At 72.0% G+C, this 23,053-nt stretch carries 20 protein-coding genes and 2 pseudogenes; 19 read left to right on the top strand and 3 right to left on the bottom strand.

Translation table 11 applies throughout. The features are described from left to right. From ACTOQ3_RS37030 to ACTOQ3_RS37005, 6 genes and pseudogenes are all read left to right on the top strand, one after another. Positions 1-639 (top strand): annotated as a pseudogene (locus ACTOQ3_RS37030) (phospholipid carrier-dependent glycosyltransferase); the annotation flags it as partial. Positions 640-749: 110 nt separating this feature from the next. After that, a complete protein-coding gene (locus tag ACTOQ3_RS37025; RefSeq protein ID WP_440088225.1) occupies positions 750-1,964 on the top strand; it encodes a hypothetical protein in 1,215 nt (404 codons plus the stop codon). Positions 1,965-2,539: 575 nt separating this feature from the next. Then, positions 2,540-3,562 (top strand): AI-2E family transporter, encoded by a 1,023-nt coding sequence (locus ACTOQ3_RS37020; RefSeq protein WP_440088224.1) that lies wholly within the window; start codon positions 2,540-2,542, stop codon positions 3,560-3,562. Positions 3,563-3,718: 156 nt separating this feature from the next. After that, a complete protein-coding gene (locus ACTOQ3_RS37015) occupies positions 3,719-4,363 on the top strand; it encodes a hypothetical protein (protein ID WP_440088223.1) in 645 nt (214 codons plus the stop codon). Between the two features lie 375 nt (positions 4,364-4,738). Next, positions 4,739-4,891: pseudogene (locus ACTOQ3_RS37010) on the top strand (UTRA domain-containing protein); the annotation flags it as partial. Then, positions 4,888-5,886, top strand: a complete 999-nt coding sequence (locus tag ACTOQ3_RS37005; protein WP_440088221.1) for an ABC transporter substrate-binding protein — start codon at positions 4,888-4,890, stop codon at positions 5,884-5,886. The pseudogene ACTOQ3_RS37010 and the gene ACTOQ3_RS37005, both read left to right, overlap by 4 nt. Positions 5,887-5,944: 58 nt before the next feature. Here the strand turns inward: ACTOQ3_RS37005 and ACTOQ3_RS37000 are convergent, their stop codons facing one another. Both ACTOQ3_RS37000 and ACTOQ3_RS36995 read right to left on the bottom strand, forming a co-directional pair. Then, a complete protein-coding gene (locus ACTOQ3_RS37000) occupies positions 5,945-6,397 on the bottom strand; it encodes an SRPBCC family protein (protein ID WP_440088220.1) in 453 nt (150 codons plus the stop codon). 36 nt (positions 6,398-6,433) lie between these two features. Next, positions 6,434-6,754 (bottom strand): ArsR/SmtB family transcription factor, encoded by a 321-nt coding sequence (locus ACTOQ3_RS36995; RefSeq protein WP_440088218.1) that lies wholly within the window; start codon positions 6,752-6,754, stop codon positions 6,434-6,436. Positions 6,755-6,854: 100 nt separating this feature from the next. On the opposite strand from ACTOQ3_RS36995, the gene ACTOQ3_RS36990 reads away from it, so the two are divergent. Then, positions 6,855-7,652, top strand: coding sequence for a MerR family transcriptional regulator (locus tag ACTOQ3_RS36990; RefSeq protein ID WP_440088216.1), 798 nt, complete (start codon positions 6,855-6,857; stop codon positions 7,650-7,652). Beyond that, positions 7,652-8,494 carry a hypothetical protein gene (locus ACTOQ3_RS36985; RefSeq protein ID WP_440088214.1) on the top strand — a complete coding sequence of 281 codons (843 nt, stop codon included), beginning with the start codon at positions 7,652-7,654 and terminating at the stop codon, positions 8,492-8,494. Before ACTOQ3_RS36990 ends, ACTOQ3_RS36985 begins: the two co-directional genes overlap by 1 nt. Before the next feature lie 96 nt (positions 8,495-8,590). On the opposite strand, the gene ACTOQ3_RS36980 is transcribed toward ACTOQ3_RS36985, so the two are convergent. Continuing rightward, complete coding sequence (locus ACTOQ3_RS36980) at positions 8,591-9,406, bottom strand: NAD(P)H-binding protein (protein ID WP_440088212.1); 816 nt, start codon at positions 9,404-9,406, stop codon at positions 8,591-8,593. A 132-nt stretch (positions 9,407-9,538) separates the two neighbouring features. Here ACTOQ3_RS36980 and ACTOQ3_RS36975 point away from each other — a divergent pair, with 132 nt between their 5' ends. The 11 genes from ACTOQ3_RS36975 to ACTOQ3_RS36925 all read left to right on the top strand — a co-directional run bounded on the left by ACTOQ3_RS36975 (position 9,539) and on the right by ACTOQ3_RS36925 (position 22,895). After that, positions 9,539-10,519 (top strand): AraC family transcriptional regulator, encoded by a 981-nt coding sequence (locus ACTOQ3_RS36975; protein WP_440088210.1) that lies wholly within the window; start codon positions 9,539-9,541, stop codon positions 10,517-10,519. Between the two features lie 82 nt (positions 10,520-10,601). Beyond that, positions 10,602-11,387, top strand: coding sequence for a hypothetical protein (locus ACTOQ3_RS36970; RefSeq protein ID WP_440088209.1), 786 nt, complete (start codon positions 10,602-10,604; stop codon positions 11,385-11,387). Positions 11,388-11,410: 23 nt separating this feature from the next. After that, positions 11,411-12,565 (top strand): sensor histidine kinase, encoded by a 1,155-nt coding sequence (locus ACTOQ3_RS36965; RefSeq protein ID WP_440088208.1) that lies wholly within the window; start codon positions 11,411-11,413, stop codon positions 12,563-12,565. Continuing rightward, the gene (locus ACTOQ3_RS36960; protein WP_440088228.1) at positions 12,562-13,209 is read left to right on the top strand and encodes a response regulator; all 648 of its coding nucleotides are present in this window, start codon (positions 12,562-12,564) and stop codon (positions 13,207-13,209) included. The genes ACTOQ3_RS36965 and ACTOQ3_RS36960 overlap by 4 nt, the downstream gene beginning before the upstream one ends. Before the next feature lie 167 nt (positions 13,210-13,376). After that, positions 13,377-13,892: a hypothetical protein gene (locus ACTOQ3_RS36955; RefSeq protein WP_440088207.1), complete on the top strand. Its 516-nt coding sequence runs from the start codon at positions 13,377-13,379 to the stop codon at positions 13,890-13,892. Next, entirely contained in the window at positions 13,892-15,298 is a 1,407-nt protein-coding gene (locus ACTOQ3_RS36950) for a hypothetical protein (RefSeq protein ID WP_440088205.1), read from the top strand. The genes ACTOQ3_RS36955 and ACTOQ3_RS36950 overlap by 1 nt, the downstream gene beginning before the upstream one ends. After that, positions 15,295-16,728, top strand: a complete 1,434-nt coding sequence (locus ACTOQ3_RS36945; RefSeq protein ID WP_440088204.1) for a vWA domain-containing protein — start codon at positions 15,295-15,297, stop codon at positions 16,726-16,728. Before ACTOQ3_RS36950 ends, ACTOQ3_RS36945 begins: the two co-directional genes overlap by 4 nt. A 10-nt stretch (positions 16,729-16,738) precedes the next feature. Further along, on the top strand, positions 16,739-17,854 hold the full coding sequence (locus ACTOQ3_RS36940; RefSeq protein ID WP_440088202.1) for an ATP-binding protein: 1,116 nt from the start codon (positions 16,739-16,741) through the stop codon (positions 17,852-17,854). An 8-nt stretch (positions 17,855-17,862) separates the two neighbouring features. Beyond that, complete coding sequence (locus ACTOQ3_RS36935; protein WP_440088200.1) at positions 17,863-20,751, top strand: DUF5682 family protein; 2,889 nt, start codon at positions 17,863-17,865, stop codon at positions 20,749-20,751. 288 nt (positions 20,752-21,039) lie between these two features. Next, positions 21,040-22,230, top strand: coding sequence for a sensor histidine kinase (locus tag ACTOQ3_RS36930; RefSeq protein ID WP_440088199.1), 1,191 nt, complete (start codon positions 21,040-21,042; stop codon positions 22,228-22,230). Continuing rightward, the gene (locus tag ACTOQ3_RS36925; protein WP_440088197.1) at positions 22,227-22,895 is read left to right on the top strand and encodes a response regulator; all 669 of its coding nucleotides are present in this window, start codon (positions 22,227-22,229) and stop codon (positions 22,893-22,895) included. Before ACTOQ3_RS36930 ends, ACTOQ3_RS36925 begins: the two co-directional genes overlap by 4 nt. The last annotated feature ends 158 nt before the right edge of the window (positions 22,896-23,053 follow it).

Genomic DNA, 23,053 nt, shown 5'->3' with positions numbered 1-23,053 from the left:
CGCAACTGGGTGCAGGCGACCTCGCAGGGCCCGGGGTTCTTCGTCTTCGACTCGCTCCGGTCGTGGCTGAGCTACCACTTCCAGGTGCTCGGCTTCCACAACGGGCTGGCGACGCCGCACAACTACGAGTCAGACCCCTGGAGCTGGCCGCTGCTGCTGCGCCCGGTGGCGTTCTTCTACGAGAGCCCCACGGGCGCCTGCGGCGCCGACAGCTGCTCTCAGGCGGTGCTCGGGGTGGGCACCCCGGTCATCTGGTACGGCGGCCTGGTCGCCCTCATCGCCATGATCGCCTGGTACGTCGCCACCCGCGACTGGCGAGCCGGGGCCGTGCTCCTCGCCTACGCCGCCGGCTGGCTCCCCTGGTTCTACTACGCCATCGTCCACAACCGGACCATGTTCCTGTTCTACGCGGTCCCCATGGTCCCCTTCATGATCCTGGCGATCGTGCTCGCGGCCGGGCTGATCATCGGCCCGGCGAGCGCCCCGCAGGGACGCCGGATCGTCGGCGCCGCGGTCGTGGGGGCCTTCACCCTGCTGGCGCTCGTCAACTTCTGGTGGCTCTACCCGGTGCTCACCGCCGAGATCGTCCCGTACGCCGAGTGGAGTTCACGAATGCTTTTCAAGAAGGGCTGGATCTGAGCGTCCGCATATGAGCCACTTAGAAGACATTTCCTAGGGTAGGCACCGTGCAGGATCCATTACGTCACGTCCATCGTCAGAGCAGGCCCGCATACGGCAGACTTCGAAGCATGCCTGCACCGGACGTGGCCGCACTCCTGTCGGAGCTGGAGCGTTCCGAGCCAGCCTCCGCCGAGCACGCCCGTAGCGCGATCGACTGGCTGACCGGCGGCGAGCCACTGGAAACGATCACCGAGCTCAACGTGTGCGAGTTCCTCTGGTACACCCTGCCCTCCAAGGTCGCCGGAGACCGCCCGGCGATCGCCCGCGCGCTGGGCCGGTTGCTGCGGCTGGGCGGCCTCGAGCGCTACGCCGCCCTGTGCTCGTCGGCCACGACGGCCCAGATCCTGCGCACCTACGCCCGGCTGGGCGAGGACGCGGGAATGGCCGCGTACCAGACCGCCCTGGACGCGACGGGCGTGCTCCCGCCCGACGTCCCCGAGCTGCGGTGGAGCTCGATCATGGGCCCCGAGGAGCTGGGCGCGCACGGCGCCTGCTCGGCCGCGCTGGAGCTGGCCATCGTCTCCGGTGAGCTCGTCCCCGGCCCCGAGGAGCGGCAGAAGCTCACCAGCCACTGGCTCACCACGCCCCGTCCCGAGCTGGGCGGCGACAACTGGCTGCACCGGGTCCAGGGCGAGCGGCTCAACCGCTGGGTCCTCGGCCGGGGCACCGCCTGGCGCGAGCTCGCCCAGCCCTTCGAGGTGCGGTTGCACGCGCCCATCCCCGCGCCGGACGAGGACCACCTGGGAGCGCTGCGCTGGCTGCTGACCGTGGGCCGCCGCCCCGGAGGCATCCCGCTGACCCAGCGGTACAACCTCGCCCGTTCCGTGCTCGCCGAGAGCACCTGGAGCGGCGCGGAGCTGGCGGCCGTCCGCGAGGTGGCCCAGGACCAGATGGGCGCGCTGCGCCGGACCGGCAGGCGCCTGGTGACCACCCCGGCCGGCGAGCGCCTGCTCGCCGACGCCGACCTGCTCTGGGAGACCGCGGCCGCCGCCCTGCTCGCCCCCGCGTCGGGGGAGAACGGCTTCCGCGCCTCGGCCAGGGAGGTGGCGCTGATGCTGCTCGCCGACGGCGCCCCCGCCGACCGCGACCACGTCACCGCCGTGATCGACTGCGCGGAGTGGCAGACCGTGGAGGTCGACGCCTCGCTCACCGAGCTGGGCAGGCGCCTGGACGCCTTCGGCCTCCGCGTCGACGGCCGCCTCACCCCGGCGGGCCGCTCCGCCGCCCTGGCCGCCCTGCGCAGCCACGCCCTGCGGCCCCGTCAGTACGTCAACATGCCCTGACGGCACCATCCGTCACTCCTGTGCCCCTCCCGTCCCCCCGGCGCTTCGAACCGTACGGTGACCAGGGAAAAGCAGGGTGACGGAAGCCGACTATCTCTCTCTGGAAAGGGCAGTGGCCGCTGGTGCCCGAGCCCATCTCCGCTGACCGCGCCACAGCGGCGGCAGCGTCCCCGCCCGCCCCCGGCGTCCCGTCCGCGGAGACGTCCGCACCGGCCGCATCGACCGGGCCGGCCTCACCGGACGGAACCACGGGGCCCCTCACCTCAGCCGGACCGGCCGCGCCCGCCACATCAACCGGACCGGCCGGTTCCGCCACCTCGGCCGCGCCGGCCGCCGAACCCGCGGACCCCACGGACCCCAAGGCGCCCGAGGCGCCCGCGGCGCCCGAGCCGATCCTGACCTCCGCGGGCCCCCTGGTCCTGCCGCCCACCCCGCCGGCGGACCCCGGCGGACCCGCGAGCGGGGCCGTAGCCGCGAGCACGGCCACCGCGTCCTCCGGTGCGGCCCCGCCCTCGGGTGCGGCCTCGCCCTCGGGGGTGGCGCCGAACCTCCCGTTCGGCCGTCCAGGGCGCTCGATGAGCAACAACCCCTTCGTGTTCGGCTTCACCGCCGCCCTGGGCGTGCTCACCGCCTGGTGGCTGGTGCAGGCCGTCGCGAGCGCGAGCTCGGTGCTGATCCTCATCGTCGTCTCGCTCTTCCTGGCCATCGGCCTGAACCCGGCCGTCGAGTTCCTCCAGCGGCGCAACGTCCCGCGCGCGATCGCCATCACCATCGTCTTCCTGGGCGTCATCCTCGTCTTCGTCGTCTTCGGCCTGGCCGTGGTCCCCCCGCTGACCACGCAGTCCGCCCAGTTCGTCGACCAGCTCCCGCAGTACGTCCAGGAGCTGCAGAACAACCCGGTGATCCGTGACCTCGACCAGCGCTTCCAGCTGCTGGAGAAGCTCCAGACGTACGTGACGAGCGGCGACTTCGGCACCCAGATGTTCGGCGGCGTGCTCGGCATCGGGACGGTCCTCATCGGGGCGGTCTTCAACTCGCTGACGGTGCTGGTGCTGACCCTCTACTTCCTGGGCTCGCTGAAGTCGCTCAAGCGGATGGCCTACCGCCTCGTCCCCCGGACCCGCCGGACCCGCGCGACCCTGCTCGGCGACCAGATCATCGACAGCATCGGCGGCTACGTCGCCGGGAACCTGATCATCTCGCTCATCGCCGGCGTGACGACCTTCATCTTCCTGAGCATCATGCAGGTCCCGTACGCCCTGGCGCTCGCCCTGATCGTGGCGCTCACCGACCTCATCCCCCTGGTCGGCGCCTTCATCGGCGCGGGGGTCGCCTCCCTGGTGGGGTTCTTCGTCTCCCCGACCGTCGGCATCGTCTGCCTCGTCTTCTTCACGATCTACCAGCAGATCGAGAACTACTGGATCGCCCCGGCCGTGATGAAGAGCTCGGTCGACGTGCCGCCGCTCGCCACGATCGTCGGCGCCCTGCTGGGTGGCGCGCTGCTCGGCGTGGTGGGGGCGCTGCTGGGCATCCCGATGGCCGCGGCCATCCTGCTCATCCTGCGGGAGGTGGTCCTGCCCCGGCAGGAACGCGCCTGACCGTCACGGGACGGGACCGCGCCGTGCTTCTCGGCGCACCCATACGTACATAACGACATAAAAAGATTTTTTAGCCTCTTCGCCGCAAAAGTACCGAGATGACGACAACATGCGGTAAAAGATCACTTGTACTTACTGCCTCCCTTTGGGGTACACGTGAAGAAGCATCTCCGACTCCTCGCGGCCCAGCTGCTCGCTGCGGTCCTCGTCCTTACCGCCTTCTCGGGCTCGGCCGGCGCGGCCACCTCCGACACCGACCCCCAGCTCGCCGCCGAGTGGCAGGCCGCCTGGGACACCCACAAGTTCTACGAGAACATTCCTCCCCTCCCGGAATCGGGGCGGAGCCGGGCGCAGGAGAGCATCTCGATCACGATCGACGCCCCCGTCAGCCGCGTGTTCCCGGCGTACTCGAACATCAACAACCACCTCGGCCTGCACTCGTTCCTGAAGCGGGTCGTCACCCACAAGGACTGCTTCCAGGACGGTAAGCGCCACATCAACTTCACCGCGGTCGAGGAGATCCCCTACGAGGGCTCGATCGTCGTCAGCAACACGCACGCGCAGCAGCGCATCGACTACGCGGACCTCTCCTACGAGACCGACACCTGGTCGCTGCCCGGCGTCGTCACGCACCAGAAGATCGTCTTCAAGAGGCTGAGCACGGGGAAGACCCAGGTCACCGAGTACCTCACCTTCGACGCGGACACCACGCTGATCGACTTCGTCGTCGCGGGCGGCGTCTCCTCCCACCAGGCGACGCAGGCGGGCCTGAAGCAGGCCATCGAGAACGGCGACATCTGACCGCACCCCGGCCGGAGCCCGCTCTCACGGGCGGTGTTCCCGCCGGGGAATGTGGCGGGAACGCCGTGGTGACCGGATGACTCCTCGCCCGAGGCGTCATCCGGTCACACCTCGTCCCGCCGCGACCTTCCACCGGTAGGACCCGAGGCAGGTGTCCGGGGAGTGGCCCCGGCCGAGGGCGACGGCGGGCTCCGGCCGGAGGGTCTGGCGCCGGTACTCGGGAGGATCCGGCAGCAGGACGAGAGGCGACCGGGCGGGTAGAGAACCGGAGCATTAGGGTTGTTCACGGGGTCAGGAGAGCCTTCCTGATCAAAGGTCCGGTACGGCGTTCGCAGCGCCCGCCGTGCCCGGCCTGTTTCAGACCGGCCGACCGGGGAGGAAACGGCCGAACTCGGCCTCATGCCAGGCATGCCGGTGGTCCGGATCCCGCGGACGGTCTACGACTCCGAGAATCGGCCGCCGGAGGTTCAGGAGTCGATCGTGGCCGCGGACAGCCACGAGTTCCGATACGAGGTGAGGATGCGGTGACGACACTCACCATCGGTGCCTGCCTGTCCCTCTCCGGCAAGCATGCCCGCTTCGGCGAGCAGGCCCGTCTCGGCTTGGAGATCTGGCACGCCTCGAACAGCGCGCTGGACCTGGTGATCCAGGACGACCGGAGCGACCCCGCAGTCCTGCGGGCATCCCTCCGCGAGCTGTCGAATCGCTGCGACATCCTGCTCGGCCCGTACTCGACCCGGCTGATGCGCGGGGCCGGCGATGTCGCCGCCGAGCTCGGCCGCCTGATCTGGAACCACGGCGGATCAGGTGACGACGTCGAGGCGGCCCACCCCGGACACGTCGTCTCGATCCCGACGCCTACCAGCCGGTACGCGGAGCCGTTCCTGCGGCATCTGGCCGAAACCGAGGCGCTCCCCGTACGGATCGTCTGCGGCAAGGGCGGTTTCGGCCGGCAGGTGGCCGCCGGCGCCGAGGCGATCGCGCGTTCCCTCGGCATCGACACGGTCCGGTTCGGTCCCGGTGACGACCTACCACGAACAGCCGAAGGCGCTTGGGCCCTCCTGTGTACCGGCGCCTTCGAAGAGGACATCGAGACGATCAGCCGGGCCAGATCACTGCCCGCGCCACCGCGGACGGTGTGCGCGGTGGCGGCGGGCGTCCGCGAGTTCGGCCAGGTGCTCGATGCCCCCTACGGCGCCTACGGGGTCGGGCAGTGGTTCCCCGGCACCGGAGACTCGGCCGAAGTGGGCGTCCGCGAATCTGACCTCCTCGCCGCCTATCAAGATCGAATCGGGACGCTTCCCGACTATCCAGCCGTTCAGGCGGTGGCCGCCGCGATCATCGCGACCCACTGCGCGGCGGCGGCCGGTGGCACGGGACGCGACGCATTGTGGTCGGCTGCCGCGTCGTTGGAGACGACCACGCTGTTCGGCGCATTCAAGATCGACCCCCACACCGGTACGCAGCTCGGCCACCGATCGACGCTCATCAGGTGGGAGTCCGACGGGCCTGTGGCGGCCTGAAGCCCGACAGCGGGTGACCCGGCGTGGAGAACCGGATGCCGACCGGCCGTGCTCGTTGTCACGAGCCCGGCCGCAACTCCCCGTCCAGCGCGTCGAGCCACTCGCCGGTGCCCCGCTCCCGCCACTCCGGCTCCTCGTGGCCGTCGAGGAAGGCGTCGTGCTCGGTGAGGACCAGCCGGGTGCCCTCGCCCTCGGGGACGAACTCCACCGTGGTGAACGACACCGTGACCAGGTCATCCCCTGCGGAGAGGGTGGAGGTGTAGACGATCCGCTCGTCCGGGACGATGTCCTGGTACGAGGACTCGAACGTCATGCCCGGACCGTGCTCGGGACCGCCGCGGTTGACCTCCCTGCCGCCGACCTTGAAGTCGAGGTGGTGCTCCCCGCCGGGAACGGCGAACCACCGGGCCTTCGCCACGGGGTCGGCCCAGGCGGCGAACACCCGCGACGGCGGAACAGCGTACGCCCGCTCCAGGGTGAACGTGGCATGCCTGACAGAACGATCGGCCATGGTCTTCTCCTTGTTCTGGGTTCCGAACATCCCGGCTCACTCGTCCAGGAGGTCGCCGAGCCGGTCGAGCCGGTGCTCCCAGGTGGTGCGCTGCCCGGCGATCCAGTTCTCGGCCGCCCGCAGCGCGCCGGGCTCGATGTGACAGGTGCGGACCCTTCCCGCCTTCTCGGTCCTGACCAGGCCGCACGCCTCGAGCACCTGCAGGTGCTGCATCACCGCCGGCAGTGACATGTCCAGGGGCCGGGCCAGCTCGCCGACCGACGCGGGCCCGCGAACCAGCCGCTCGACCATCTCACGCCGCGTCGGGTCCGCCAGCGCCTGGAACAGCCGGTCCAGCGAACCACCTTGGTTAAGCATGTACTTAAGTATTGCGCGCAAGGCGCCAACAGTCAAGCATCCACTTAAGTATTGATCGCGGGTTTGACCTTGCCGTAGCGTCAACGTTTCTAATGAGGGCATGCGGATCGGCGAGCTTGCCGCGCTGGTCGGGGTGTCCGCCCGGACCGTGCGCCACTACCACCACCTGGACCTTCTCCCCGAACCCGTGCGCCTGGCCAACGGCTACCGGGAGTACGGGCTGCGCGACGCGGTCATCCTGGCCCGGGTGCGACGGCTGGCCGAACTCGGCCTGTCGCTGGACGAGATCCGCGACGTGCTCGCCGACGACCGGGGCAAGGAACTGCGCGAGGTGCTCCTGGAGCTGGACGCGGACCTGGCCAGGCAGCAGGAGGCCATCGGCGCCAGGCGGGACCGGCTGGCCGCGCTGCTGGCGGAGGCGGACCCGCACCCCGACTCGATGGTCTCCCCCGACATGGCGGCGGTGCTCCGCGACCTTCCCGCCACGGGTTCGAGGTTCGCCGAGATCGACCGCGAGCTGCTGGCGCTGCTGGACACCGTGGCCGACCCGTCCGGCCGGGCACAGATGATCGACCTGATGCGCCCGCTCACCGAGCCCGACGCGCTCGCGCGGGGACACGACCTCTACCGGCGGCTGGACGAGCTCGCGGACGCGGACCCCGGCGATCCCCGCGTCGCGGCGCTCGCCGCCGACCTCGTCGCCCACATCCCCGGCGAGATGGCCGCGGTGATGGTCGCGAACCTGGATCCGCCCCCCGACCCCTCGCGCCCGCCCGGACCCGGCCCGGAGGAGCGGCCGGACGGCGGGCGGTGGCTGGAGACGATGTACGCCGAGGTGTCCCCCGCCCAGGCCGAGGTTTTCCAGCTGGTCATGACGACACTCAAGGAGAGAGCCTGATGCTCAGGGCCGCCCGCGCCGCGCTGTTCGCCGTCATCCCCATGGAGATGCTGCTCGTGGTCCTGCTGGTGTCGGGGGTGCCGCTGCCCGGCCCGGTGATCGTGGTGGCGGAGCTGGCCGTCGCGTCGATGCTCGTCCTGGAGGCGGTGACCGCGTACCGGCTTTTCAGGGCCGAGCGCCGGGGCGGCGCCGACCGGCGGGCGGCGCTCGTGGCGACCTTCCACCTCCTGGTGCCCGTGCAGGTGCGCAGGCTCGTGGGATTCGAGCTGAAGGGCCTGGTGAGCATCGCCCTGTGGATCGCGCGCCGCCGCGACGGCGTGCCGCCCGGCGCCACCGCCGCGCCGTACTCGCGGGAGCAGTCGTCGATCCTGCTGGTGTTCCTGTTCGTGATGGTCGTGGAGACGGTGGGGATCGATCTGCTGCTGAAGGCGCTCGACGTGCCGCACGGGGTGCGCCTCGCCGTGCTGGTGGCCGACCTCTACGGGATCCTGTACGTGTTCATGCTCGGCGCGGCCGGCGTCACCCGGCCCCACGTCGTGACTCCCGGGGAACTGCGCATCCGCTCCGGGGTGTACTTCGACCTGCGCGTCCCCCGCGATCTGATCTCCTCGGTACGGCTGTCGCGCGCCTACAACGAGAGCGGCATGATCACCCTGACAGGCTCGCGGCTCAGCGTGGTGGTGTCCTCCCAGACCAACGTGGTCGTCGAGCTGACCGAGCCGGTCACCGTGGTCCGCCCCCTCGGCGGCCGCGCCGAGGCCACCACGATCCGCTTCTTCACCGACACCCCCGACGCCCTGCTGAACGCCCTGCGACCCTCCCCGCACCACAGCGCACCCTGACACCCCGGAACCGCCGTCGCCCGTGACCCCCTGCCGGGTCCGGCCGGGTGCCGTGGCCGGACCCGGCCGGAGCCCACGACCGGGTCCGGCCTGGTGTCACGACCAGGCGCCGGTGGCGGCGATCCGGGTCGCGTAGTCCTCGAACGCGACCGGGGGGCGGCCGAGCACCCGCTGGACCCCGTCGGCGGGCTCGGCGGTGTGACCGGCGCGGTGCAGGGCGAACAGGGCGTTCAGCGCACTGACCGCCGCCCCCGGGTACCCCTGGGCGAGCAGCTCGGTCCGGTAGGCCTCCGGGGTCAGTTCGACGTACTCGACGGACCGGCCCGCGGCCCGTGCGACGACCTCGACGGCCGCGCCGAAGGTCAGCCCGCGCGGCCCCGACAGGTCGTACGTCCGCCCCGCGTGCCCGTCCCCCGTCAGCACCGCCGCGGCGACCGCGGCGACGTCGTCGACGTCGACGAACGGCTCGGGCACGTCGCCGATCGGCAACGCCAGCCGCCCCGCCCGCAGCGGCGCGTGCCACAGGTCCTCGTCGAAGTTCTGGTTGAAGTTGTTCGGCCGCAGGATCGTCCACTCCGCCCCCGAGTCGCGCACGGCCCGCTCCGCGGCGGCCATGCCCTGCCCGAAGTCCTCGCCGACCAGGTCCAGTCCCCGGCCGGACAGCACCACGAAGCGCCTGACGTCCGCGGCCCGCTTGACGAAGTCGTGAACCGGGGCGGGGTCGTCGGGCGCCACCAGGTACACCGCTTCGACGCCTCGCAGCGCGTTCTCCCAGGTGGCGGGCTCCGACCAGTCGAAACGCACCTCGCTGGAACGGGACGCGGGCCGTACCCGCTCTCCCTCCGCGCGCAGCCGCCGCACCACCCGGCGTCCGGTCTTGCCCGTCGCGCCCAGAATCAGGATCTCTCTCATGTCACAGAGCCAACCGCGCGGGGAGCCGGCCGCCCATGGCCGGGCGTACGCCGCGCCTGTCCGATCGTCCCGTTGTCGTGGCACTCCAGGCGTACGCCGCGCCTGTCCGATCATCCCGTTATCGTGAGCGGCATGGACCCGTACGACGACCTGTTGCGGGGGGTGCGCGGCGAGGGCTCCGTCTTCGGCGTCTTCGGCGTCTTCGGCGCGTCGGTGCTGTCGCCGCCGTGGGCACTCAGGTTCGCCGACGGTCCCTCCCTGACGCTCTGCGTCCCCCTGCGCGGCGAGGGGTGGATCGTCCAAGGGGACGACGCCCGGCGGGTACGGATGGGCGAGGCGGCGATCGTGCGCGGGCCGGAGCCCTTCGTGTTCGCGGACACCGACACGCCGCGTCCGGCGCGGGACGTCCGCCGCGACGGCGCCGTCGCCGGTGACCTGACCGGTCACACCATCCTGCTGGCCGGGTCGTACCGGGTCAACGGCGAGGTCGCCCGCCGCCTGGTCCGGGTGCTGCCTCCCGTGCTCGTCGTACCGGACGACCATGACTGCGCCACCATGGGCGCCTACCTCGAGGCGCAGCTCCTCTCCGGCCGCCCGGGTCACCAGATCGTGCTGGACCGGCTGCTCGACTGGCTGCTGGTGTGCACGCTGCGCGACTGGTTCGACCGGCCGGAGGCGGTCAGTCCCGGTTGGTACGCCGCCCTGAGCGACGACGTGGCCGGACCGGCTCTGCGCGCCATCCACGACGACCCGTCCAGGCCGTGGACGCTCGCCTCGCTCGCGACCGCCGCGAGCGTCTCGCGCACCACTCTGGCCAGGCGGTTCACCGAGCTCGTGGGCGAGCCGCCGATGACGTACCTGACGGAGTGGCGGATGGCGCTCGCCGCCGACATGCTGGCCGAGCCCGCCGCGACGGTCGCCACGGTGGCGCGCAGGGTGGGCTACTCCGACGCGTTCGGCTTCAGCTCGGCGTTCAAACGCGTCCTGGGCGTGAGCCCGAGCGCCTACCGCGACGGCACCGGCGCCGTCGCCACCAGCGACACCGGCGACACCGGCGACACCGGCGACACCGGCGACACCGCCCAGACCCGCCCCTCCCCGCGGAACGCCTGACGGGAACACCTCTCCAAAGAGACGTCCGGCCGTGTCCATCGGACGATGTGAGCCCGCCGGGCGCGCGGCGAGGATGCCCCGCATGACAAGGGAAAGACGAGCCACCGCCGAGGCGGTGCACCGTGACGCGTGGTTCCCGGGCCGCCTGATCGGAGGGGCGGCGCTCATCGCCGGGCCGGTCGTGTGGTTCGCGGGTCTGCTGCTGCGCCATCTGATCCTTCATTCGGGGGCCTTCACCTCCGAGCAGCTCGCCCGGTTCGACGAGCAGCCGTTCGCCGCCCCCGCGCAGCTGGCCGCGTACGCCCGCGACCCGTCGCTGGTCACGGCCGGTTACGCCGTTTTCTGCGCGGGGGCCGTGCTGCTGCTTTTCGCGATCATCACGTTCGCGCGCGTCGTCGCCACCCGGCGTCCCGGGCTCGCGTTCTGGGGTGCCGCGCTCTTCGTCCTCGGCCTGTGCGCGCGGCTGTACTTCACCGGAGTCGAGCAAACCCTGTTCCAGCTGACGGAGCGGCTGGGCCTCGACCAGACGACCAGGCTGGCGATGGACACCTATGTGGACATCTCCTACGGGCCGTGGCTGGTTCCCGTCCTCTGCTCCGCCGGGGCGTATCCGGGGACGCTGCTCCTGGCCGTGGGCGCCTACCGGTCGGGGACGTTCGGGCCGGCCCGGTGCCTTCTGGTGCTCGGGTGGGGGACGCTGTGGGGAGGGGTGCTCAAGGAGAGCCTTCTCTCCGACGTCGTCCTGGCCGGCCTCGCCTGCCTCGCGTTCGTCCCTCTCGGCGTCCAGGTGCTGCGCGACCGCCTGCCTGACGTCCGGACATGGACGGAGCGGGCCGACCGCGTGCCGTCGCGACCGCTGATCTGGTGACGGACCGGCCTACCCTGGACTCCGTGGTGGATACGTCATGGGTGTGGTCGCCACGCGATCGCCTGGCCCCTCGATCGCTGCCTGTCCTTGCCTTCTGCGCCGCGTTCTTCCCGGTTGTCAGCGGGTCGCGGTCGTACGTCCAGAACCTGCTGCAACTGTCCCTGGTCCATGACTACGCGCAGGCCGCGACGGTCGGGCTGCTGGCCGCGTTCGGGGTCGCGGTGGCGCCGAGGCGGATGTGGCCGCTGCTGGCGGTCACGGCCGTGGACGCGGCGGTGCGGTCGCCGGGCCTCCTGGTGGCGGTGACCTCCTACGTCGTGGCGACGACCTGCCGGCGTCGGTCCCATCTGGCGATCTACGCGATGTTCGCGAGCCTTCTCTTCGTGGTACCGCCGCCCGGGGCCGCCCTGGCCTCCTCGCTCGGTGGCGTCGCCCTGTTCGTCTGGCTCCCGATGGCACTGGGGCTGTGGGCCACCGCCCGCGAGCAGGTGCTGGAAGGGCTGCGCGAGCGGGCCGACCGGCTGGAGGGCGAGCAGTTCGTCCGTACCGAGCGGGCCCGCGCGCAGGAGCGGGCCCGGATAGCGAGGGACATGCACGACGTGGTGGCACACCGCGTCTCGCTGATGGTGCTGCACGCGGGAGCATTGGAGATAAACGCGGTGGAGCATGACACCGCGACGCGGGCGGAGCTCATCCGCACCACGGGAGTGGAGGCGCTCACGCAGCTCAGAGCGGTCCTCGGGGTGCTGAACGGATCCTCTGCCGAACACCCTCGTCCCGCCGGAGACCCCCTCGTCGAGCGGCCCTCGCTGGCGGAGCTCGACCGGCTGCTCGACCGGTCGAGGTCGGCGGGCGTTCCCGTCGAACGGCGGGACGAGGGCACGGCTCGCACGCTTCCCGCGATGGTCGAGCACGCCGCCTACCGTGTCGTGCAGGAGGCGCTCACCAACGTCCACAAGCACGCGGGCGCGGTCGCGACCCGGGTGACGGTACGGTTCCTCCCCTCCGCGCTGGAGGTGACGGTCGGCAACGCCCCGGGAGGCGACGGCCGCGTCCTGCCTGGTGGCGGGTTCGGTCTCGTCGGCCTGAGGGAGCGTGTCGAATTGCTGGGCGGGGAGTTCACGGCCCGGCGGGGGGCGGACGGGGACTTCCTGGTGCGGGCATGGCTTCCGGCGTGATCCGGGTTCTCGTCGTCGACGACGAGGCTCTCGTACGGGCCGGGCTCCGCCTGATCCTGGAGGCGGCCGACGACATCGACGTCGTCGCCGAGGCGGAGGGCGGCGGCCAGGCGGTGACCGCCGTCCTCGGGCACCGGCCCCAGGTCGTGCTCATGGACGTCCGGATGCCCGGCATGGACGGCCTGGCCGCGCTCAAGGAGATCAACCGGTCGCCGGGCGCGCCGAAGGTGGTGATGCTGACCACCTTCGACCTCGACGACTACGTCCACACCGCCCTGCGGCTGGGAGCGGCCGGCTTCCTGCTGAAGGACACCGCGCCTCGTGACCTGATCACGGCCGTCCGCACGGTGGCCGGGGGCAACGCCATGCTCGCCCCGACGGTCACCAGACGGCTGATCGACGCGTTCGCCGACCGGTGGTCACCGGACGCCCACGCCGCCCGGGAGCGGCTGGCCGTGCTGACCGGCAAGGAGAGGCAGGTCGCCGATGCCGTCGCCCGAGGGCTGGCCAACAACGAGATCGCCCGTGAACTCGCCATGAGCGAGACCACGGTCAAGGCCCACGTCAGCCGCTCGCTCGCCAAACTCCGGCTGACCAACCGCGTCCAGATCGCTCTCCTCGTCCGGGATTCCGGCGCCTGTTGACCCGTGAGCCTTTCGTCTCCCGACGAACGTCTCCCGACGAACCCGAGGGCATCCGGTGAACGCGAACGCTCGGGCCCGGCGCGCCCGGTGACCGCTTCGTCGCCCGCGCGGATCGGTTCCCGCCTTCGCGGTGTTTCTGTCGGTGTGCGGCGCTAGGTTCCCGATTCATGATCGACCGTTCAGCGGCCGGCAGGGCCGCATGGGAGCAGTGCAGCAGGGTGCGGGTGGTGCCACCCGTCCAGCCCCGCAAGCTGGCGAAGGTCCCCTTCGTCGAGCTGGCGGACGGACGGCTGCAGGGTGTCGTGTCGAGCGGCTCGGACATCAGCCGCGTCTACGTCTCCTCCATCGCCGCGGGCACCCACGCCTACAACTGCAGTACCAACAACAACCGCCCGTGCGGCGGCCTGTACGGCTCGCCGTGCAAGCATCTGCGGGCCCTCGCCGCCGAGGCCGTCCTGCAGTACGGCACCGACCGGGTGGCGCGCTACCTGCGGGCGGAGGTCTCCGAGGAAGCCGAGCTGATCGACTGCCTGCGAGGTGGCCACGAGCCCGCCCCGGCGGCCATGGTGTTCAGCCGCTTCCTTCGCCATCTGGCCTACCTGGAGCTGCCCGACACCACCGCGCCGATCCCCGAGCTCCACTGGTTCCCGGCCACGTTCCCGGCCACGGGGGTGGTGCGCTGATGCTCCCCGTGCAGCTGACCGAACTGCTCGACGGTGACCCGGCGGGTCTCGGGGAGGCGCTGGACCTGGTGACCGGCCTCGACGAGGCGCTGGTGCACGGGCTGGCCCGGCTCGCCGAGGAACGCGCCGCCGCGCTGACCGCGCTCGCCGACGCCTTCGCGCTCACCCCGCTGGGCGAGGGGCTCGCGGAGGCCACAGCCAAGATCACCGCAGGCTCGATCACCGAGGAGTCGCTGACGACGCTGGCCGGCGGCCGGGCCGCGCTGCTCGGCGCCGTGCACGACGCCCTGCTGGCCGACCTGGACGGGGCGCTCGGGCGCGAACGCGACACGTGGCAGGCCGCGCCCGCCCCCGAGACGGACTCCGGAAACCTGCTCGGCGCCGCCCGGTCCTGGCTGTGCGAGCTGGCCATCACCGGCTGGCGCGGTGTCGACCACGGTCTCGTCTCCGCCGCCGACCAGGTCATCGAGGCGCTGCTGGCCGTGCCGGGGCGGCGCAGGCCGGCGGTGCTGCTCGACGGCCTCGCGGCCGAGCTGCGTGCCTCCTGCCCGGTCGGCACGATGGAGCGGCTGCCGGTACGGCGCTGGGCCGACCTGTGGACCCGGGCCCTCCTCCTGACCGGCACGGGCGGCCGGACCGGCGAGTCCGCTCCGGCCGGCCGTCCGCCGGAACTGTCGGGACGGCTGCTGATCCTCGGCGTCGACGTGCACGAGCACTCCACCGCCGTCCAGGCGCAGGTGCACGGGGTGCTGGAACCCGCCGGCGGTGGGCAGGCCCGGCTGGTGCGCGCCACCGTCGCCGCCGCCAAGGTGGACACCATCGTCGGTCCCGCCGTGTGGAAGCTGCTGCACCGCCACCCCCTGCTGCTGGGCGCGCTGGCCGGACGGCGCAGCCTGGAGATCACCGACATGCCGGTGCTGGCAGGCGGCGACCTGCTGTGGGACGACGGCCGGGCGCGGGCCGGAGAACCGGCCGACCCCTTCGCCGTGGCCAGGCTCCGGCTCGCCGGCGTGCTCGCGCCCGCCGTGCCGCCCCTCGACCGCCACCCGGTGCGCATCGCCGAGCCCGTGCTGGTGGAGGGCTACAAGGTCACCGCGGACGGCTCGTTCGACCTGGGCGGCGCCGTGCTCACCGTCGACACCGGCCTGCTGCCCGCCTGCGGACCGCTCACCCCGAAGCTGGTGGCCGGCTCCTCGGCGTGCATCGGGCTGGTCCGCTGGGACGACGGCCGCTGGCTGCTGCAGCCGCTGGCCGTCCAGACCAAGGTCAAGCGCGAGACGCTCGACGTGCACACCGGCGACTGGGCGCTGGGGCCCACCGACCCCAAGGTGGTGAAGTCCGAGGCCAGGACCGGAGACGCGGTCACCATCCTGCGCGAGCGGGCCGGACGGTTGCTGCGACGATGAGCGAGAACAGCCACGACACCGTGACGAGTGCCGAGCAGAACCGCCGTCAGGTTCTCTACTGGCGGCTGCTCGCCCGCCTCTTCGACAACGACGAGCAGCCCGCGCTGGAGACCGCGAGCGCGGCCGTCCTCGACGACCTCGGCCTGCCGGGGGCATTGCTCGACCCCTCGGTGTCGGTCGACACCCTGGTGCAGCGCTTCCCCGAGCTGGCCGCCGACTTCCAGACCCTGACGACACCGCCGGAGCACGCGACCGGTGAATCCGATACGTCCGGCGCGGAGGTGCGCAGGGCGGCCCTGGTGTCGAAACTGCTGCTCAACGTCTTCGCCACCGGGACGGGCGAGGTCACCGCCACCCGGCTCGCGGCCTGGCAGCAGGACGCGGGCTGGTTCAGGCAGGCCCTGGGCGGTACGCGCGGCCACGGGACCGGCCCAGAAGGCGGTCCCGGGAACGGCCACGGAAACGACCCCGGGAACGGGAACGGGAACGGCCGCGCGGCGGGCGGCGAGAGCGGCCGTGGCGGCGGCACCGAGAGTGACCGCGAGCTGGCCGCGGTGCTGGCCGGCCTGGAGGCCGACCTGGTCAGCCGCATGCGGTTGCGTGAGGTGCTGGCCGACCCGGTGCTGGCCAGGCAGCTCACGCCGAGCATGTCGCTCGTCGAGCAGCTGCTGCGCGACAAGTCCAACCTCTCGGGGGTGGCGCTGGCCAACGCCAAGGCGCTGATCCGCAGGTTCGTCGACGAGGTCGCCGAGGTGCTCCGCACGCAGGTCGAGAAGGCCGGCGCGGGCGTCATCGACCGGTCGGTGCCGCCCAAGCGGGTCTTCCGCAACCTCGACGTCGAACGCACGATCTGGAAGAACCTCGTCAACTGGAATCCCGAGGACCAGCGGCTCTACGTCGACCGGCTGTACTACCGGCGCACCGCCAGACGCACCACCCCCGCCCGGATGATCGTGGTCGTCGACCAGTCGGGCTCGATGGTCGACGCGATGGTCAACTGCACCATCCTGGCGTCGATCTTCGCCGGGCTGCCCAAGGTGGACGTGCACCTGATCGCCTACGACACCCGCGCTCTCGACCTCACCCCGTGGGTGCACGACCCGTTCGAGGTGCTGCTGCGAACCCAGCTCGGCGGCGGCACCGACGGCACGGCCGCCCTGACCCTGGCCCAGCCGAAGGTCGCCGACCCGCGCAACACCGTGGTCGTGTGGATCTCGGACTTCTACGAATGGCGGTCCGAGGCCGTCTTCGCCGGCATGGAGGCACTGCACCGCTCCGGTGTCCGGCTCATCCCGGTGGGCTCGGTGAACAGCGGCGGCCAGCAGAGCGTCAATCCGTGGTTCCGGCAGAAGCTCAAGGACCAGGGCACGCCGGTGATCTCCGGCCACATCCGCAAGCTCGTACTCGAACTGAAGAACTTCCTCGCTTAGGAGACCCCCGATGACCAACGAGATGTTGCGCGCCCCCGCCGAGGTGAAGTACGCCGAGGAGCTCGACTGGCTGGAGTCGGTCGACGACGGTCCCAAGCCGTTCTCCTGGCGGCTCAGCCCCCGGATGGTGCGGCTGTTCGTGCTCGGCTCCGAGCGCGCCGACGGGCTGGAGCGGGAGATCCCGCAGAAGTGGTTCGGTGACCGCAGTTTCGTCGAGCGCAGCATCGTGACGCTCGCCTCCGACCGCGGTCTGCTCCTGATCGGCGACCCCGGGACCGGCAAGAGCTGGCTGGCCGAACTGCTCTCCGCGGCGATCTGCCGCAACTCCACCCTGGGCGTCCAGGGCACGGCCGGGACGACCGAGGACCACATCAAGTACTCGTGGAACGTCTCCATGGTGATCGCCAAGGGCCAGTCCCGCGAGTCGATGATCCCCTCGCCGATCATGACGGCGATGGAGCAGGGCGTGATCGGGCGCTTCGAGGAACTGACCCGCTCGACCAGCGACGTGCAGGACGCTCTGATCTCGATCCTGTCCGAGAAGTACATGTCCATCCCCGAGCTCGACACCGACAACATCGTGTTCGCCCGGCCCGGGTTCTCCATCATCGCCACGGCCAACAGCCGCGACCGGGGGGTGAACGACCTGTCCTCGGCGCTGAAGCGCCGGTTCAACTTCGTCAGGATCCCGGTCGTGACGAGCAAGGCCAGCGAGGCGGAGATCGTCCGTTTCCGCACCGAGGAGCTGCTGCGCCGCCACCGGATCGAGCTGGACCTGCCGCCCACGCTGCTGGACATCCTGCTGCAGAGCTTCGCCGACCTGCGCGCCGCGGCGGCCTCGGCCGGCAGCGAGGACGAGAAGCTGGAGTCGGCGCTGTCCACCGCCGAGCAGATCGGCGTGCTGGAGGACGCCATCCTGCACAGCAACTTCTTCGGCGACCGCACCCTGCGCGCCCAGACGCTGGCCGGCGCCCTGGTGGGCTCGCTGGCCAGGCGCGCCCCCGAGGACCTGGCCATCCTGAACAAGTACTGGCACGGGGTCGTCGAGCCGCGCAGCCAGCGGGAGGGCGGGGAGTGGACGGCCTTCCTCGAAGGCGGCCGCCAGGCCATCTCCACGCTGTCATGAACGCTGATATGAGCGCTGACACGAGCACCGCCACGAGCACTGCTGTGAGCACTGCTGTGAGCACTGCTGTGAGTACTGCCACGAGCGCCTTCACCGCTCTGCGCGAGCAGCTCCTCGGCGCCGCCACCGCGTTCGCCGGCGGCCCGGACGCGCTGTCCGGGATCCTGACGGGCCTGGTCGACGACGTCGACCGGGCGCTGGGCGAGGAGCTCGAGATCTTCCCGGTGTGCCACCACTCGCCGGCCTCCGCGCTGGCCATGACGCGGCGGCTGCGCGAGAAGCGGCCCAAGGTGATCTACCTGGAGCTGTGCGAGGACCTGCGGCCGCTGCTGGAGGAGCTGCGCAACTGCCGGTTGCCGGTGGCGCTGCAGGCGTTCGCCACCGAACTCGAGGGTTTCCCGCCCGGCTCCGGCCCGCTCAGCGTGGTGGCGCCGGTCACCGAGGCGTCGGCGGAGTACCAGGCCATCGCCTACGCGCTGGAGACGCCGGACGTCGAGCTGGTGCTGGTCGACCGCTCGTCGGACCACGTCTTCCAGTGGCTGCCCCGGGAACCGGCTGAACCGGCTGCACCGGCCGGACCCGGCCGGACCGGTGAAGGCACCGGCGAGGGTGCCGGTGACCTGCACGGCGACGCCGTGGGCGTGGAGGTGGGCGACCTGCGCCCGCGCTTCGCCGAGTTGGAGGAGCACCTGCTGCGCCACGGCAAGGTCCGGCACTGGTCGGAGTGGTGGGACCAGTACGTCGAGCAGCCGCTGACCGGCGCGGACCACGACACCTACCGGCAGGCCATGGCACTGGTCGGCAGCCTGTTCCGGCGGCTGGGTCCCGGGGGCGACCGGCTGGCCGACGACGAGGAGCGCGAGCGCTACATGTGGACCCGGATCCACGAGCACCTCGCCTCCTCCGGCGCCGACCCCGCGCACTGCCTGTACGTGTGCGGCGCCTTCCACGCGGTCAGCACGGTGCCCGAGTTCGGGCTGGCGTCCGGCGTGCGGGACTACGTCGTCACCCCCCGCACGGCCACCCGCTGGCTGTACGGGCTCATCCCCTCCAGCCACTCGGCCATCGAGGCCCAGTTCGGCCTGGCCCAGGGATCGGTGTCGATCGCCGCGGCGACCTGGGCCAAGGCCACGACGCGCGGCGGCGTCACCCCGTACCGGCTGGGAGGGCAGCAGGGCACGCGCTCGCGCGCGAAGACCGCACGGGCCGCGCGGGCCGGGGAACCGGTCCCGCCGGAGCCGGTGACCGACCGGCTGTCGGGATTCCTCGCCACCCCGCCCGCGCTGGACGGCCTGGACGAGGCCGAGCTGCGCGGATGGTGCGTCGACATCGTGCGGCTGGCCCGCCGCAACGGCTACCTGGCCAGCACGGCCGACGCCATCGCCGTGTTCGAGACCTCGATCCTGCTCGCGGGGTTGCGCAACCGGGCCAGGCCGACGCCGTACGACTTCCAGGACGCCGCCGTCACGTGCATCGAGAAGGACGTGGTGCCGGGCCGCCGCGACATCCGCCGCCTGTGCGAGATCCTGCTGGGCGGCGACCGGATCGGCCAGGTCGGCTACCACGCGCTCCCGCCGCTGGCCCGCGACGTGTACGACCGGCTGGAACCGCTCGGGCTGGACCTGAGCAGGCGCACCCTGCAGCGGGCGCTGCTCGACCTCACCGTCGATCCCGAGCTGGTGCCGTGCTCGGATCTGCTGTGGAAACTGCGCTACCTGCTGCCCGAGGACGCGGTCCGGCCCATCATGGGGACGCGCCGCCTGGGTGAGCGGCCGATCCAGGAGAGCTGGGACATCGCGATCGGCCGTCACCAGCGGTCGATCATCGAGCTGGGCTACGAGGGCGTCACCGTCGAGCAGGTGCTGGAACAGCGGCTGCGCCGCAAGGTGTGGGAGCCGCGGGCCACCGCGGGCACCGCCCTGGCGGCCGTGGAGGACGCCATCCTCTACCTGGGCGGCCGCCGCCTCACCGACGAGCTCGGCAACCGCGCGGTGGAACTGCTCGCCGCCGAACGCACCGTGGACGACGCTCCCGAGGTGCTGCACCGGATCCGCAGGTTGCTGGCCCACTACCGGGCCACCCAGCCGGACCTGCCGGCCTGGTGCGAGGCGTTCGTCACGGCCGGCTACGCGCACTACTGCACGCTGCTGCCGACCGCCTTCGTGGACGAGGACACCGGTGTCCGCCAGGTCGGCGCCACGCTGGGCTTCCTGTTCGGCATGGAGAGCCTCGCGCTGTCGCTGGGCTGTGACCGGACCCAGCTGGAGCTGGCGGTGCGGCAGTCGCACCCGGAGGCTCCCGCCAAGGTGGCGCTGCTGTGGGCGGCCAGGACCCAGCTGGGCCTGCTCCCGCAGGCCGAGCTGCGCGCCCGGTGTGACGAGCTGCTGGCCAACCCGCTCGTCATCCCCTCCTTCCCGCTCTACCTGAGCGGGTTCGTCCAGGCTCTGGAGCCGGTTCCCGCCCTCGCGCCGTTCGTGGTCGAGGTGCTGTCCAAGGCGTTCGCCCGGCTGCCCGACCCGGTCCTGCTGCCGTGGCTGCCGACGCTGATCACGACGCTGCGGCGGCACGCGCTGGAGCTGGTGCCCGTCCTCGTCCGCGAGGCGGGGCGGACCTTCCCCGGCGGGCTGGCCGAGCTCGACGCGTGGGTCCCGCCGTGGGAGAGATCGGCGCCCGCGCCCGCGAAGGCGGTCCGGCGCGCGCCGGGCGGGCCGGTGGCCGCCCTGCTGGCCGGACATCCGCAGGCGTGCGACGCCGTGGCCGCGCTGCTCGGCCACCCGGCGGAGTGGCCGGCATCCGGCGACGACACGGCGACGGGCGCCGGCGGCACGGCGGCGGGCGAGCTGCTCGCCCGGTACCCGGCGACGACCGGCGCGGTCGCGGCGCTGCTCACCGGCTGAGGGCGCGGGCGCCGGTGCGGGCGCGGTGCCGCTCACCGGCTGAGCGGCGCGGTCGCGGCGAGCGGCGCCGGCCGAGGGAACGGACGCCGGCGCGAAACGGCGAGATCCCGTCCGATCGACATGATCGGGCGGGATCTCACCGTTGCCAGGTCTCGCCCCCGGTGTCCCCGGCACAGGCCGGCCGACCGGCCTCGAAAGCGTCTTCGGGATGTCGAAAACATCGTTGAAGATGACGAAAGCGTCTTTGAGGATGACGCGGGAAAGGCGCAGCCGTCCTATGGTCACGCTATGCCGGTACGAGCCCTCCGGGCGCTGCTGCGAGGTGTCCCGCCCAGCCTGCTCGACGGGACGCTCGCCGTCCTCGTCGCCGTCGCCGCGACAACGATGATCGGCGTGTCCGCCGAGCCGGGCGCCAGGCCCCCGGACGCGGCGGCCTACGCCATCGGCGCGGGGATGGGCCTGGTCCTGCTCGCCCGTCGCGCCTGGCCGCTGCCGGTCCTGGTGGCCAGTTGCGCGCTGGTGCTGGTCTACCACTCCCTCGCCTACCCGAGCCTGTCCGTCGCGATCGTCCTGGGCGTGGCCACGTACACGGCCGCGGAGCGCGGACACTTCGGCTGGGCGGCGGTGGTCGTGGGCGCGCTCAGCGTCTACAGCGTCGGCTACCGCGCGATCGTCGTCCGGGACCCGGTGCTCAGCCTCCTCGTCGAGAAGGCGGCGCTCCAGGCGGCGCTGCTGGCGGCCGTGCTCTTCCTCGGCGAGGCGGCGCGGAGCAGGCAGGCGCTCGCGGAGGAGGTGCGCGAGCGGCTGCGGATCGCCCAGGAGGCCAGGGAGGCCGAGGCCGAGCGCCGCATCGAGGCCGAGCGGCTGCGGATCGCCCGGGAGCTCCACGACGTGATCGCCCACACCGTCACGGTGATCCAGGTGCAGGCCCAGGTGGCCCACGAGCTGTTCGAGGAGAGGCCCGAGCGGAGCCGGCAGGCGGTGGCGGTGATCCGCGAAGCAGGTGTCGAGGCCATGAGGGAGCTGCGGTCGACGATCGGCCTGCTGCGCCACCTCGATCCCGGCGGGGAGCCCCGCTCTCCCGTACCCCGTCTGTCGAGCGTGCGGGACCTCACCACGATGGCGGAACGGGCGGGACTCCACGTAGGCTGGAACACTCGCGGGGAGCCGTACGACCTTCCGGCGGCGGTCGACGCGAGTGCCTACCGGATCATCCAGGAGTCGGTGACGAACGTGATTCGGCACTCGGGGGCGAGCGTGGTCGAGATGACCGTCTCCTACGAGCCGTCGGGCGTCTCCATCGAGGTCGTCGACGACGGCGGAGGGCCGGGAGGGTCCGAGGAGGGGCCGCCCGGCCACGGCCTGACCGGGATGCGGGAGCGCGTCACCGCGCTCGGCGGCCACCTCACCGCGGGCCCCGTTCCCGGCGGGGGATTCCGCGTGCACGCCTGGCTGCCCACGAAGGAGGGGCCCCGGTGAGCACGCGCGTCGTCCTGGTGGACGACCAGACGCTGGTGCGCGCCGGCTTCCGCGCGCTGCTCGAACGCGATCCCGGCATCGTCGTCGTCGGGGAGGCGTCCGACGGGGCCGAGGCCGTCGAGCTGGCACGCGGGGAGCGGCCCGACATCGTGCTGATGGACATCCGCATGCCGGTCCTGGACGGCATCGAGGCGACCCGGGCCATCGTGGGCGACGCCTCGCTGCGGGACGTGCGGATCGTCATGCTCACCACCTTCGAGGTCGACGAGTACGTCTTCGACGCGTTGCGGGCCGGTGCCAGCGGCTTCCTTCTCAAGGACACCGACCCCGACGAGCTGCGCAGGGCCGTCCACGTGGTGGCCAGGGGGGAGGCGCTGCTCTCCCCCGGCGTCACGCGCCGCCTCATCGAGGGCTTCGTCACCGGAGAGCGCCCCCACCGGCTCGACGACACGCCTCTGGGCGTATTGACAGAACGCGAGAAGGAGATCGTGGGACTCGTCGGCGGCGGGCTGTCCAACGAGGAGATCTCCCGGCGCGTCTTCATCAGCCCGGCGACGGTGAAGACCCACGTGGGCCGTGCCCTGTTCAAGCTGGGGGCGCGGGACCGCGCGCAGCTCGTGGTGATCGCCTACGAGACGGGTCTGGTCGTTCCCGGCGTACGGTGAGCGGGCCGCGTACGCCCGGCGATGCTTCCCGGCCTGCGGTGAGCGGGCCGCGCACGCCCGGCGGCGCCTCCCGGCGTACGGTGAGCGGGCCGCATACGCCCGGCGGCGCTTCCTGACGCCCCCACGGGATGACGACCGGCCCCTGGACGCGCCTCTAG

Source organism: Streptosporangium sp. LJ11, from assembly GCF_051918945.1.
Lineage (GTDB): Bacteria > Actinomycetota > Actinomycetes > Streptosporangiales > Streptosporangiaceae > Streptosporangium.
This window is presented reverse-complemented; position numbering and strand designations above follow the sequence as displayed.